This window comes from Nostoc sp. CHAB 5836, assembly GCF_020829445.1.
In the GTDB taxonomy this organism is placed as follows: Bacteria; Cyanobacteriota; Cyanobacteriia; order Cyanobacteriales; family Nostocaceae; genus Nostoc.
Genome location: NZ_JAIVFV010000184.1, coordinates 1 through 12,886, shown reverse-complemented (window position 1 = coordinate 12,886; position 12,886 = coordinate 1). Strand labels below are relative to the sequence as shown.

General features: G+C 45.0%; 14 protein-coding genes and 1 pseudogene. 7 read left to right on the top strand and 8 right to left on the bottom strand.

Annotated features, from left to right (window positions below; translation table 11 throughout):
• Positions 1 to 239 precede the first annotated feature (239 nt).
• Entirely contained in the window at positions 240 to 989 is a 750-nt protein-coding gene (locus tag LC605_RS26520; RefSeq protein WP_229550482.1) for a hypothetical protein, read from the top strand.
• Between the two features lie 88 nt (positions 990 to 1,077).
• Here LC605_RS26520 and LC605_RS26515 read toward each other — a convergent pair whose 3' ends face one another.
• Positions 1,078 to 3,279, bottom strand: a complete 2,202-nt coding sequence (locus LC605_RS26515; RefSeq protein WP_229550481.1) for an NAD(P)/FAD-dependent oxidoreductase — start codon at positions 3,277 to 3,279, stop codon at positions 1,078 to 1,080.
• Positions 3,280 to 3,439: 160 nt separating this feature from the next.
• On the opposite strand from LC605_RS26515, the gene LC605_RS26510 reads away from it, so the two are divergent.
• Positions 3,440 to 3,673, top strand: a complete 234-nt coding sequence (locus LC605_RS26510) for a hypothetical protein (RefSeq protein ID WP_229550480.1) — start codon at positions 3,440 to 3,442, stop codon at positions 3,671 to 3,673.
• Positions 3,674 to 3,976: 303 nt separating this feature from the next.
• Here the strand turns inward: LC605_RS26510 and LC605_RS26505 are convergent, their stop codons facing one another.
• The 5 genes from LC605_RS26505 to LC605_RS26485 form a co-directional block, all read right to left on the bottom strand.
• Positions 3,977 to 4,300 carry a hypothetical protein gene (locus LC605_RS26505; RefSeq protein ID WP_229550479.1) on the bottom strand — a complete coding sequence of 108 codons (324 nt, stop codon included), beginning with the start codon at positions 4,298 to 4,300 and terminating at the stop codon, positions 3,977 to 3,979.
• A 385-nt stretch (positions 4,301 to 4,685) separates the two neighbouring features.
• Positions 4,686 to 4,850, bottom strand: coding sequence for a DUF416 family protein (locus LC605_RS26500; RefSeq protein WP_267868671.1), 165 nt, complete (start codon positions 4,848 to 4,850; stop codon positions 4,686 to 4,688).
• A 140-nt stretch (positions 4,851 to 4,990) separates the two neighbouring features.
• Entirely contained in the window at positions 4,991 to 5,440 is a 450-nt protein-coding gene (locus LC605_RS26495; RefSeq protein ID WP_229550477.1) for an SUKH-3 domain-containing protein, read from the bottom strand.
• 294 nt (positions 5,441 to 5,734) lie between these two features.
• Complete coding sequence (locus LC605_RS26490) at positions 5,735 to 6,187, bottom strand: SUKH-3 domain-containing protein (RefSeq protein ID WP_229550476.1); 453 nt, start codon at positions 6,185 to 6,187, stop codon at positions 5,735 to 5,737.
• Positions 6,188 to 6,238: 51 nt separating this feature from the next.
• Positions 6,239 to 6,544, bottom strand: coding sequence for a hypothetical protein (locus LC605_RS26485; RefSeq protein WP_229550483.1), 306 nt, complete (start codon positions 6,542 to 6,544; stop codon positions 6,239 to 6,241).
• Between LC605_RS26485 and LC605_RS26480 the strand changes: the two are divergent.
• Positions 6,490 to 7,157: pseudogene (locus tag LC605_RS26480) on the top strand (IS5 family transposase); the annotation flags it as partial. The gene LC605_RS26485 and the pseudogene LC605_RS26480 overlap by 55 nt on opposite strands.
• A 164-nt stretch (positions 7,158 to 7,321) precedes the next feature.
• Here the strand turns inward: LC605_RS26480 and LC605_RS26475 are convergent.
• Positions 7,322 to 7,480: a hypothetical protein gene (locus tag LC605_RS26475; protein ID WP_229550475.1), complete on the bottom strand. Its 159-nt coding sequence runs from the start codon at positions 7,478 to 7,480 to the stop codon at positions 7,322 to 7,324.
• A gap of 26 nt (positions 7,481 to 7,506) precedes the next feature.
• On the bottom strand, positions 7,507 to 9,213 hold the full coding sequence (gene cimA, locus LC605_RS26470; protein ID WP_229550474.1) for a citramalate synthase: 1,707 nt from the start codon (positions 9,211 to 9,213) through the stop codon (positions 7,507 to 7,509).
• 75 nt (positions 9,214 to 9,288) lie between these two features.
• Between cimA and LC605_RS26465 the strand changes: the two genes are divergently transcribed.
• From LC605_RS26465 to LC605_RS26450, 4 genes are all read left to right on the top strand, one after another.
• Entirely contained in the window at positions 9,289 to 9,627 is a 339-nt protein-coding gene (locus LC605_RS26465; RefSeq protein ID WP_229550473.1) for a 2Fe-2S iron-sulfur cluster-binding protein, read from the top strand.
• A 17-nt stretch (positions 9,628 to 9,644) separates the two neighbouring features.
• On the top strand, positions 9,645 to 10,043 hold the full coding sequence (locus LC605_RS26460; RefSeq protein ID WP_229550472.1) for a hypothetical protein: 399 nt from the start codon (positions 9,645 to 9,647) through the stop codon (positions 10,041 to 10,043).
• A 287-nt stretch (positions 10,044 to 10,330) separates the two neighbouring features.
• Positions 10,331 to 12,406: an FAD-dependent oxidoreductase gene (locus tag LC605_RS26455; protein WP_229550471.1), complete on the top strand. Its 2,076-nt coding sequence runs from the start codon at positions 10,331 to 10,333 to the stop codon at positions 12,404 to 12,406.
• A gap of 126 nt (positions 12,407 to 12,532) precedes the next feature.
• Positions 12,533 to 12,712, top strand: a complete 180-nt coding sequence (locus tag LC605_RS26450; protein ID WP_229550470.1) for a photosystem II assembly protein Psb34 — start codon at positions 12,533 to 12,535, stop codon at positions 12,710 to 12,712.
• The last annotated feature ends 174 nt before the right edge of the window (positions 12,713 to 12,886 follow it).

Here is a 12,886-nt window from a genome sequence, read left to right as displayed (position 1 = left end):
AGGTGAGAATATCTATTGAGCATGGAAGCAGACAGCCGCCCCGTATTCAGGCGCTCTAGTTTGTCACTGTACATGAGATATTCCCATGCTTCATGTTCCTGTTCTATGGGGTCAATGTGTAAGCTCTAGAAAAATGTCTAGATACATCGGTTCCTAGCTATGACTCCCTAGAGGATACAGCAAAACATCCTAAAGACATAACTAGTAGCCAAGGAAGATTCTCTAGAAAAGCTCGGTCTTTGTTTCCTAACGTACAGCCAATTCAACCTTGGTCAGCAGAATCAGAATCCTTGAGTGATGATCTAGATAATTCTTGGGGTGAACCCTCAGCACCACTCCCCTTTCAAAGAGATGAAGCTACTGCGACACCATCATCTCCTTGGAATTGGACAGTTAAGAAAGACACGTCAATAGCAACACAACCCGTACAACCCGCGCCATCTCAAGAAGTTGATGATTCCCCAGATACACTAGAAGCTGTTTCACCTTTGGGTTCATCAAATTTAGATCAGCAATTAGATAGTCTAATCCAAATGTTTTTTACCTCTGAGCCTGCATCTGCATCACCACCGCCTGCTACGAAAACAGATGTAGGTGATGCGCCCATCTGGGAGACTTTAGCAACGATCTTAGAAGACGATGAGAAACTAGAAAATTCCCAGCAGGAGCATTTGGAAGCAGAAATTAATCCTCCTACAACTACCTCTACTTGTTGGACGACGGATTCTGTGGTTTCACCAAATAACTTACCGGTTTCCTCTAGCTCACCTCACGTTGAAACATCTGTTGGAGAAACTGAAGACTATTGGTCAGAAGTTTTGCAATTGAGACAGTTGGAATTATCAGCAACTGATTTGTCCCCAGAGTCATTAGGTGATAACACTAATGATGCCAATTCACCGTCACCAGTAGTTTATCCGCAGCGTCCACCCAAGGGGCGTAAGTCATTGGCATCTGTAGAACTGCCGAATTTTCGCCCCAAGAGTTAATAATTTAGTTGTCATTAGTCATTTGTCCTTAGTCATTTGTCCTTAGTCAATTGTCTAATACTAATGACCAATGACCAATGACCAATGACTAATTCAGAATTCTTGCTTCTGATTTCGGAATTATGGCTTCTGGGTTGGATTTTACTACCTGGCTGCGCGATCGCGGTTTGCCTGTGGCGATCGCATAATTAATCGCTAACAACCACAGCCATAAGCCTGGATTCCGGGGTTCTAGCCAAAAACCTACTCGGTTCAAGAAGCGCTCAAACCACGGACTCAATAAAGCACTAACTAGGGCATGACGACCGAAGTTGAAATAACTACCTAGCCATCTGAGTAAATCCCTTGGGCCAGCAAGTTCCCAAATCCATAAAAGCAAAGCAGGATTTTTTCTCGCTGCTTTCAGTGCTAGGCGGTTAAAGGTTAACCAATCACACTTATCTTTGATGAAGTTATCTGCCACCTCTAGCGGTTCGTCTGCTAATAGCCCAAAAAAGGTGTTGAGCATGGCGTTAATCCGCTGCGGTGGTAAAAATTTCCCTGTGGGTACCATCATGCCTTTGGAAAATAGCCAAGTCACGGAAACGTTGCTTTGATAGGCGCGAATTTGGTTCAAGTGTGGGAAGCTCAACAAGTCATGTTTGAGGGCAGTATCCAACAGCGTTGTTAAGCGCTCTAAGTTGCGAACTAAAGAACCAAAACCGGTGAAGACGAGGGGAGATTGGAGTGATGCAGCATCACCGATCGCAATTAATCGATCAAAGGCAACTGTGCGATCGCGACTTCCCACACTAAAATGCCCTGGTATATACCCAAATGTCGGCTTCTTCCACACCAATTTGTCCATATCGCACCTGCGATACTCTGGCAAAATCGCGAAAAAGTCCTCGTACATCTCTAGCAAGGAACCGGGATTTTCAGCATTGACTTCGTGGTAATGAAATAAATAAATCGTTAGTTCATCACCGGCTGCGGGAAACAATTCCCAAATCAACTGCCTTCCCCGCGAGATATCGCCATGACTGTAAAGAACGTCTCCATATTGGGAATCCCATACTCCCGGCTCAAATCCGCTCTCAATTGCCGCTCCCACCGTCGGACAGACACTATCAAAAGCACGATCACCATTTAATTGCCAAGCGATAGGCGACGCAGTTCCCATTGCATCGATTAACAGTCGTCCACTTACTTGCTTCTCAATCTGACTAGGTAGATGCTTGACTTGCAAAGTAACTTGTGATATATCAATATCTGCACGGATAAATTCTGTTTCATCCCAGATATCACCGCCTGCCGCTTGCAGTTTTTGCCCACACATTTGAAGCCATTTTTCGGAATCTAAACCTAAATTTAGGACTGTGGGTGTGTGTAGGACTGGCGATCGCAGTTTGGATGGATTATTAGCATCAAAAAACTTATTGAATCCGTCTTTGTATTCCCTGGCAATAATAGTTTCTAACTCAGCGGGGGTGACTAAACCCAGGTTAACCAAGCTTTGAATCTCGTCGCGCGAAATATTCCATTCTCGGTTCATCCGGCCAAAGGGCATTCGTTCCACCAGCAGGACTTTATATCCGAGTTTTGCCATCAGTGCTGCGTGAATTGCACCTAGTGCGCCACCGATGTAGATCAGATCGTAAGTAGGGGATGAGGGGGATGAGGAGGATGAGGGGGATGAGGGGGATGAGGGGGATGAGGGGGATATTATTTTTCTATCTCCCCCATCTCCCTCATCTCCCGCTACTCCCCCATCTCCCCCTACTCTTGCTCCTGAGTGGGAAAACACCACTTGACGCGGCTGCTGCGGGTTGCGTACCCCTTCGCGCCATCGTTGTTCCCACCAATAGGCACGCGTTAGATCATATTCACCGTTGGGCATTTTCTGAAAGTATTTGACGGTGAGGGGGTAAGCAGAGGCTAGCGCTGCAAAAATCGATTGCTGGGATAAATCAATCGCTGGCGGTTCTGGGTAATGATTTCCAAAACGAGTTCTGATTTCTTTGGTTAGGCGTTGCAGAATTTGTCCCTCACTGGGAAAGGGCTTTTCTGCCCAACGAAATACTTTTAAATAGGTAGTTCGTTGCACCGACCAGACAAATACCGAAAGTTCCGCAGGTAAGTTTGCCGAAAGAGTCACCCCAGCAGTTGTAGTAACACTGGGGATTTTGAGGCGAAAGCCTTCGGAGGTAAGCACTTTTTCTCCATTTCCGGGTTCAAAATCTGTTTGTAACCAATTACGTACAGTTGCTATATCCGGAGTTGGAACTTCTAAATAAAGGATTTCTCTCATCGTTTCCTGATATCTCCCTTCAATCTATTTACTAAGACAGATTTTATGAATGCAGAAAATAAGGTAAACTCCGCCCTATTAGTTTCGTAAAGATTCAGTGAAGAAATTTTAAGATTTTGTCAAATTTATTGTTCATTTTGTAAATTTATAAACCCACGCCATGAATTATCCCATTCCAGACAGTCCCCAAGAGATTATTGCTTTACGACAAAAGCCGATAGATGAAGAACTAGTTGCCAGTGCGATCGCTGGAGTAATTAAAATTGTCCGCGCTCAGGGTCAATCTTTGGAAGAGTTAACCGCTCAGTTGCTAGCAGAGGATCCACTGCTGGATCAGCAACAACGTCGCTGGTTAAGCCAATTAGTTGCCCAATCCTGGGAAAAGTTCTCCTGAAACTTTGCATAGGATAAAGTTTTGGTCGCAGCATGAGATATTTAGGTGCAGACCTAAATATTGGAATATTGGCGTTGGCTTTGCCCAACCTAGGCATCGCATTTTAGGTATAGGAGTAACAATAATTGTCACTATGGGATTAGCAATCGGGTTGGTGTTTTTGCATTCATGGCACAGAAGCCACTAAATTAACCATATCAGCACTGGGCACTAATCAGGAAAAGGTGAAAGGTAAAAGTAATTGCTTTTACCTTTGATTGGTCAACCCATCTACCCAACGTGTTGGCTGCTGAGAATGCGGTATTACCAATTTTTTTTGATAATAAAACTGCTATAAATTATCGATAGTTCAAAGATGTCTGTGGTAATTACAGCAGCTTTCTTATGGAATTCTGCACCCAGAGAAAAACCGATGAGATCAGCTTCTGGTTCATGTACTTCCTCTGAGTCATGCACACTCCACCTTATGTCACGACAGTCCTGAAAAACTAGCACATAAGGTAAGCGATCCTCGGTAGGATCGTACACACATTCAACTGATACTTCGTTTCCCCATAGAGACACATTTACACTTGTAATTAGCGATGTCAAACCACCAAGTTTAAGTAAATGATAATCGTCCGGCATATTAATTTAATTATTTATCTTTTCTAAAGTTTTCTTACTTTATCTCCTCGAACTGAGAACGCCCCTATTGATTCAACTGTTTTCCCGTTAGCTAGAGGTAAGTAGGTTGGCGCAATTAAAGTTAACTGGCTAAGGCTGTGATTTGTCATTTGTCATTTGTCATTAGTAAAGGTTTTAAGCTTATTTACGTTTGGTAACATACTTGAGTTTTTTCGCACCAACGTACTTAATTTAGCTAGAAAAGCAAGAAGCCTCACGCCTACCCGATAGGGAGGCGTTGAGATGAATTGCGAGCGAGCTAGTAGGTTGGGTTGAGGAACGAAACGCAACCTACACATTTTTATTTTTTAGGCAAAACCTACGCAGTATTGCTGTTAAATCAACTTCAGGCTAAGTCAATCAGGCTTTTTCCGTCGTTGTCAAATGAGGTACGGAGCCATTCCACAAAGTCCCGATCTAATTTCTCAGCCTGCTTGAGCCTTTGCAAATCTTCGCTTTGTTTAGCCATTTCTCGAACTGCCAAAGGGTGGCTAGCGATCGCCTCTTCCAGCTTTTTTAATCCAACTTTAGACTCACTGACATTGATTCAACTGTTTTCCCATTGGCTAGAGGTAATTTAGAAGCTGGAATTACCTCTAGCTACAGCTAGGTTCTCAAGTTTCAGCAGCCTGACATATTTTAGTTTTGATATCAGGGTATTTTTGGCATATCTCTTCCACTGCAAAGAGCTTCAATGGCATCAGTTCCAGAATCCCCTACATGAATCAATGTGTCGTCATAGCCTGCGTATACTTTACCATCGCCTGCCATCGCTAAAGTCATATGATAGCTAAAAGCCTCGCCGATTATGCAAAGCGGAGTACCTACCCGCTGACTGTAATCTTCAACCCTTTCAGGATAGATATGTGAGGCAGTAACCGTTGGATTAATGTAAAATTCGTCCTTTTCTTTTTTAAGGCGATGATGTGGGTGTACGACTTGCAAGCCCCCAAACTGCCTTAGAAAATCCACTACAACTGCATGAATAGGATACCCTTCGGAATGCAAGCTTTTCTCATATTCGCTTGTATCCACACAACGGTCTTCGCTCCATCCTGCCTGCTGTAGCAATGCTTTTGTTTCTGCTGAAAATACTGCCATAAATAACTGTTCCTTTTTCTATGTCAAGATTGTCCTTGATTAATCAACGAGCTAGGGGTCGCTTGTCACGTTTGGACTATCAATAGTTTTTCGACAATTTCTACACCGGGAATATGCTTGACCTGATTTAGTCCTAACCGTATGGACTTCTAAATCCCTTATGTTGGCTCTATCTAATGCGGAGGGATGATCCCCAAAGTCAGTTATTGTGTGCGATCGCTTGCTCAAGGAGTAGGCGCAGCACATATGGGGGAACTATTTTTATCGATGCTTTTTCTGGTTTAAGTTTTGGCGTTACTGTACTTCTGCCTTATGCCTTCCGCTACAAATAGCTTCAATGGCATCAATTCCAGAGTCCCCTACATGAATCAATGTGTCGTCGTAGCCTGCGTATACTTTACCGTTTGAATCCATCATTAGAGTCATGTGATAGTCGAAAGCCTCACCGATAACGCAAAGCGGCGCACCTAAGCGCTGATCATAGTCTTCTTTCACCCTTTCTAAACAGATATGGGCAGCAGCAACCATCGGATTAATACAGAACTCGTCAGTGGTTTGAGGAACACGAGGGTGAGGATATATTACCCGTAAACCCCCAAAACGTGCTAAAAAATCCACTACAACCGCATGATCTGGATAACCTTCTAACTTTAAGCACTTCTCGTATTCACTTGTGTCTACTTTGCGGTCTTCACTCCACCCTGCTTGCTGGAGTACTGCTCTAGTTTCTGCTGAAAATACTGCCATATGTACCTGTTCCTTTTCTTACATTAAGGATGGCTTTGATTGGTTAACTATTTAAGGGTCACTCGTTACATTCGCATCATCAATTGTTATTCGACAGTTTGCACACCGGGGAAACGCTTCACCTGTCCAAGTCCTGATCGTATGGACTTCTAAATCCTCTATATTGGCTCCATTTAACAGTGCATTGTTGACTGCCTTGAACTCTGCACAATTAGCCACATCAGGCCAATCTGTGAGGCTGGGATTAGGCATACGCTCTGCTAAATACTCGTCAATTGTTGTGGGTAAAGGTTTACCACTTGTGCCAGTGGCGAGCCAAACCTTGCGACTTTCCAAACTGGCAAACCGTTTACACATACTTTCGTAACTGGCGCAAGGATGGAACGTGGGTAAGAATGCATGACAGATTACGGGAGTGGACTAGGGTTACTTCGGAGCGATCGCCAAGCCCCTCTGAAGCTATTGTGGACAGCCAAAGTATCAAAAGTGCAGCAATGGTAAGTGAAGCAGTCGGTTATGATGCAGGTAAAAAGGTCAAGGGACGCAAACGGTTCGTAACAGTAGATACTTTAGGCTTAGTACTACGAGTATTAATTACTGCGGCTAGTGTCGGTGAGCCTGTTCGCGTTAGCGTCCCGCAGGGAAGGTGGTAAACAAGTACTCAAAAAGGTCAAACAAATGGAACCTTCTGTATCGCGACTACATACAATATGGGTAGATGCTGGTTTTGACGGTAACCCATTCATGCAGTGGGTAATGGATTTCTGCCGTTGGATTATACAGGTAGTTATACGACCAAAGGAAAGCAAGAAGTTTGTATTGTTACCCAAGCGCTGGGTAGTCGAGCGAACCTTGGGTTGGCTAACTTGGTGTCGAAGATTGAACTGCATACTACGAGCTATTACCTGAAACCGCAGAGACATTTATCTACATTGCTATGATTCGGATTATGGTGAGGCGATTGGCATAAAATCTTACCGTCAAGAACTTTTCAAACATCCTCTAAGCCAATACTGCGTAGGTTTTGGCAAAAAAATAAAAAATGTGTAGGTTGGGTTGAGGAACGAAACCCAACCGAAGAGCGGGGTTTGTTGGGTAACGCTCCGCTCAACCCAACCTACAAATATTAAAAACCTACGCAGTATTGGGGTCTAACCGACAATTGCCAGTTAGACCCTTGATATTACTGAGGTCGCTGTGCCATTTTGGGAATAGCTTACTTGAGCCAAATGCTGTGCAACAACGTTGACCGACGATCGCCAAAATTGCGATCGCTTCCCCTCTCATCGCCAACTTATTACACTACATACCTACTTTTGTCAACTAGAAGCTTTCACCGCCGCTTCTGCTTGAGAGTGCAACAACAAACCGTATTCCAAGCCCTCCACCACTGCTTGATAGGAAGCCGCCAAAATATTGGTGGAAACGCCTACCGTTGTCCAGCGTTGACGACCATTGCCTGATTCTACCAACACCCGAGTTTTCGCCGCAGTGCCCGTATGTCCGTTGAGAATCCGCACTTTATAATCTGTCAAATCAAAGGTTGCAATTTGGGGATAAAAGTTCACCAAAGCCTTGCGTAAAGCTGCATCCAAAGCTGCCACAGGCCCGTTACCTTCCGCCGCCTCCAGAATATTCTTCCCGTCAACAGCGATTTTGACTGTAGCTAGGGCATTGCTAGTTTCTTTCCCCTCAATCAAGTCACAGTGGACTTGAAAACCTTTGACTTCAAAAAACTTCTGGCGACCTCCCAAAGCTTCGTGCATCAACAGTACAAAACTGGCCTCTGCTGCTTCAAATTGAAATCCTTCACTCTCCAAATCTTTCAGGCGCTGGAGAATTTCTCTCGCCTCAGCCTTTTGCTGATCCAATTCAATGCCAAAACTGCGGGCTTTGGCTAAAACATTGCTGAGTCCAGACTGTTCAGAAATCACAATGCGGCGACGATTCCCGACTTGTTCCGGTTGAATGTGTTCGTAAGTTAGGGGATTACGTTCCACGGCTGATACATGAATACCACCCTTGTGAGCAAAAGCCGAACGTCCCACAAAAGGTGCGTGTTCATCTGGTGCGAGGTTGACCACCTCACTCACAAAACGACTAGCTTCTGTAAGTTGTGTAAGCTGGTCTTCTGTGATACAACTGTAACCCGCCTTCAGTTGTAAATTGGGAATTAACGAACAGAGGTTAGCATTGCCGCAACGTTCACCGTAACCATTAATTGTCCCCTGTACCATCTTCGCCCCTGCCATGACGGCGGCTATTGCGTTAGCAACAGCCATTTCAGAATCGTTATGAGTATGAATTCCAATTTGGGGAATTATCCTTTGTCCTTTGTCACTTGTACTGAGCGTAGTCGTTGGTGCAGCCTCTGGTAGAGTTGTATTCGTCATTGTTTCTTGACAAATGACCAATGACAAATGACTAATGACATCTTGAACAATTTGACTAATTTCGTGGGGTAAAGTACCGCCATTGGTATCACAAAGGACTAGCCATTCAGCACCAGATGCGATCGCCGCCTCTAATGTCTGTAAAGCATAATCTCGATTGTGCTTATAGCCATCAAACCAATGTTCGGCATCGTAGATAATCCGACGACCTTGAGAACGGAGGTACTCAATGGTGTCGCGAATCATCGCTAAATTTTCTTCTAATGTCGTCTTGAGTCCTGTGGTCACGTGTAAATCCCAAGACTTGCCAAAAATCGTTACCCAGCGAGTTCCCGCAGCCAAAATATCCTGTAGCATCGGTTCGGTTGCAGCAGTGGAGTTGGGCCGTCGAGTCGAACAAAAAGCCACAATTTCAGCAAGTTTTAGCGGATCTTCTTGGAGTTGCCAGAAAAATTGTACATCCTTGGGATTAGCACCAGGCCAACCGCCTTCAATGAAGGGAATTCCCAATTGATCAAGTCTACGGGCAATGCGTAACTTATCTTCTATCGATACAGATAGCCCCTCGCGCTGAGTGCCATCGCGTAATGTGGTGTCATATAGCCAAAGTTGAGGTGAGGAATTTGTGGTCATAAAACTGGGACCGACGAGACAACTTTCGAGGCAATATGTCAATATACAACAAAAAGCCAGTTTGACAATTTAAAAATGCCTAAAGTACTAGCTGAAGGTAAAACAATTGAGTGCTTAAGCGGAAGCAATCTCCGAGAAATTTTGCTGCAAAATGGTATTGACCTCTACAATGACGGTGCTAAGGTAATAAACTGTCGAGGCATTGGCAGTTGCGGAACCTGTACGCTTAAGGTAGAGGGCGAAGTATCAGCAGCGAATTGGCGTGATCGAACACGGCGTTCGCTTCCTCCCCATTCTCCTACAACAGACTTACGTTTAGCCTGTCAAACTCAGGTTTTAGGCGATGTGAAAGTGACAAAGTTTGATGGTTTTTGGGGACAAGGTTCTCGAATAGTGTGGACAGCAAAAGGTTAAAAAGGAGTTAAGACAAGATGGGTAGATGGACACCCTTAATTTTGATGGCTGGAGGTTTGGCCATTCTGCTTGGTACATTACTAGGCATCAACTTTCCTATGGGCATACAAAGCGCTAAGACTCCCGGTGGCAAAGCAGCAAAAGTTCTGCCAGCTAATATCAATGTTAATAGCAGTGCAGGCAGCAAGAATGATGAAACTGCAACTGAAGGAAATGAAACAACTGAAACAAACCAAACGAGGCGTAGTATTGTAGCCCCAAGACCTGACAACAGAAGTAGCGTTGCCCAAAATCCTTCCACTGATTCAACCTCACCTGCAAACAGTACAACAGATGGCAGTACAGATACTTCCGCAACAGATACGCCATCCAGCAATGCAAATCAAAGCAACGAACCAATTCGTGCTTTGTGGTAACGATAAGATCCGTCTTTAGTTATAAGTTATAAGTTATGAGTTAATTAGTTATGAGTTATTAGTTAAACCACATCTATCTTGAAACCTTTAGTTCATCCCTCTTCAAAAGGATTTGCCCTCATCCCCCAACCCCGAATCCCAGATGTGGGAGAAAGGGAGTCCTCACTCTAAATCCCTCTCCCAGATGTGGGAGAGGGATTTAGGGTGAGAGCAAAAACTACGGTTCTCAACTTAGATGAGGTTTATATACTAATGATAAGTGGCTAATGATCAATGACTAATGACTAATGACTAGTGAGACTGTAATTATTGGTGGCGGCGTTATTGGTTTAGCGATCGCCATTGAACTAAAACTGCGCGGGGCACACGTCACCGTGCTTTGTCGTGACTTCCAGGCTGCCGCTACCCACGCCGCCGCCGGGATGTTAGCACCAGATGCGGAAAATATCCCCAATGGGGCAATGCGTTCCTTGTGTTGGCGATCGCGTGCCTTATATCCCGACTGGACGCGCAAATTAGAAGAACTGACCAGCTTAAATACTGGCTACTGGCCCTGCGGTATCCTGGCACCTGTCTTTGAAGAGGCAGGGGGAGATGGGGGAGCAGGGGGAGATGAGGGAGCAGGGGGAGATGGGGGAGCAGGGGGAGATGAGGGAGCAGGGGGAGCAGAGGAGCAGAGGAGCAGAGGGGAAAGTCTTTCCTCCTCATCTCCCTCATCTCCCTCATCCCCGGCTTACTGGTTAAACAAAGAGGCAATTCATCAATATCAACCAGGATTGGGAGCAGAGGTAGTTGGCGGCTGGTGGTATCCTGAAGATGCACAAGTTGATAATAAGGCTCTAGCTTACGTATTGTGGACGGCGGCTGAGTCTGTTGGTGTTGAACTCAAAGATGGCATTACAGTAGAAGCATTTTTGCAGCAGCAGGGACAAGTGGTTGGACTCCAAACCAATGCTGGAATAATTCGCGCCGCGCACTATGTTTTAGCTTCAGGTGCTTGGTCAAATGAATTGTTACCACTACCTGTGCTACCCAGAAAAGGACAAATGCTGAGTGTACGGATACCGGAATTAGTGCCGGAATTGCCCTTAAAGCGGGTTTTGTTTGGGCAGGATATTTACATCGTACCGAGACGCGATCGCCTCGTTCTGGGGGCAACAAACGAAGATGTTGGCTTTATGCCCAACAACACCCCAGAAGGTATCCAAAAATTACTACAAGCTGCCATCCGGCTGTATCCTCAACTAAAGCATTATCCCATCCAGGAATTGTGGTGGGGATTTCGCCCAGCTACCCCTGATGAGTTGCCCATTCTCGGAACGAGCCACTGTCAGAATTTAACCCTTGCTACTGGTCATTACCGCAACGGAATTCTACTTGCGCCCATAACAGCCGCATTGATTGCCGATTTAATCTTAGAACAAAAGTCTGACCCCCTACTTGCTGATTTTCACTGTTCGCGCTTCCATTACAAGCCATCTACCTCCACACCAATGCTGACTCACTCTGCCAATTTCTCCAACGGGCATCAGCCTGCTATATCGCCACAGCAGCCACCACTTCCCATTCAAGACTCCCCCCTGATGATCGCTGGCAAAACCTTTCAATCCCGCTTGATGACGGGAACTGGTAAGTATCGCAGCATCGAGGAAATGCAGCAAAGTATTGCCGCCAGCAATTGCCAGATCGTCACCGTAGCAGTACGACGGGTACAAACCAAGGCCCCCGGACATGAAGGTTTAGCCGAAGCTTTAGATTGGACGAAAATTTGGATGTTACCCAATACCGCAGGTTGTCAAACTGCTGAAGAGGCGATTCGGGTGGCGCGTTTAGGGCGAGAAATGGCAAAATTGTTGGGACAGGAAGATAATAATTTTATAAAGTTAGAAGTAATACCCGACCTTAAGTATTTACTCCCAGATCCGATTGGGACATTGCAAGCAGCAGAACAACTAGTTAAAGAAGGCTTTGCAGTATTGCCCTATATCAATGCTGACCCCATGTTAGCCAAGCGCTTAGAAGAAGTAGGTTGTGCGACAGTAATGCCTTTGGCATCACCAATTGGTTCTGGACAAGGTTTAAAAACAACAGCCAATATCCAAATCATCATCGAAAATGCAGGTGTGCCAGTGGTGGTAGATGCCGGTATTGGTTCACCTTCAGAAGCTGCTCAAGCAATGGAATTGGGAGCAGATGCCTTGTTGATTAATAGTGCGATCGCTCTTTCTCCAAACCCAGCAGCAATGGCTCGTGCCATGAATTTAGCAACAGTTGCCGGTCGTTTAGCATACCTTGCTGGCAGAATGCCGATCAAACATTACGCCAGTCCTAGTTCTCCTCTAACTGGGACGATTACTAGTTAGGGCATGGGGCATAGAGTACAAGTGCCCAATCCCCAATGCCAAATGTAACGATTTGTCTAGCAGTTTAGGAGCGGATTTACCATTTATGTAACATTAAATGAACGATAAAGATAAAGGAATTAATTCATGCCCTATACAAATGAAGAAGGCGGTCTTCTAAATAATTTTGCCCGCGAACCAAAGATTTATCAAGCAGAACCTCCCACGGAAGGGCAAAAGCGAACCTATATTTTCTTGGGAATCGCAGCTACAGCTTTGGTTGGTGGCTTGATTTTAGTAGCCTTCTTTGTTTCCAATGCCAGATGATCTCTCTTTTGGCAGTAATAGATTTTAATAAAATTTCATCTTTATAGTTTAGAGGATGTTTTAAAAGTGGGGGGCTAGTGTAAGAAAGCTCACAAGGCGTATGCTGAATTTTGTAGAAACCAGCACCCTGTGAGCGAATGACTAAAGCATACCGTAGCAATCTGACCTGGGAAC

Bases quoted from the DNA above. Each gene is read 5' to 3' on its own strand.
- LC605_RS26455 (WP_229550471.1), top strand. From the start codon at position 10,331: ATGACTAGTGAGACTGTAATTATTGGTGGCGGCGTTATTGGTTTAGCG.
- LC605_RS26515 (WP_229550481.1), bottom strand. From the start codon at position 3,279: ATGAGAGAAATCCTTTATTTAGAAGTTCCAACTCCGGATATAGCAACT.
- LC605_RS26465 (WP_229550473.1), top strand. From the start codon at position 9,289: ATGCCTAAAGTACTAGCTGAAGGTAAAACAATTGAGTGCTTAAGCGGA.
- LC605_RS26450 (WP_229550470.1), top strand. From the start codon at position 12,533: ATGCCCTATACAAATGAAGAAGGCGGTCTTCTAAATAATTTTGCCCGC.
- LC605_RS26485 (WP_229550483.1), bottom strand. From the start codon at position 6,544: ATGTGTAAACGGTTTGCCAGTTTGGAAAGTCGCAAGGTTTGGCTCGCC.
- LC605_RS26505 (WP_229550479.1), bottom strand. From the start codon at position 4,300: ATGCCGGACGATTATCATTTACTTAAACTTGGTGGTTTGACATCGCTA.
- LC605_RS26495 (WP_229550477.1), bottom strand. From the start codon at position 5,440: ATGGCAGTATTTTCAGCAGAAACAAAAGCATTGCTACAGCAGGCAGGA.
- LC605_RS26510 (WP_229550480.1), top strand. From the start codon at position 3,440: ATGAATTATCCCATTCCAGACAGTCCCCAAGAGATTATTGCTTTACGA.
- LC605_RS26460 (WP_229550472.1), top strand. From the start codon at position 9,645: ATGGGTAGATGGACACCCTTAATTTTGATGGCTGGAGGTTTGGCCATT.
- LC605_RS26490 (WP_229550476.1), bottom strand. From the start codon at position 6,187: ATGGCAGTATTTTCAGCAGAAACTAGAGCAGTACTCCAGCAAGCAGGG.
- cimA (WP_229550474.1), bottom strand. From the start codon at position 9,213: ATGACCACAAATTCCTCACCTCAACTTTGGCTATATGACACCACATTA.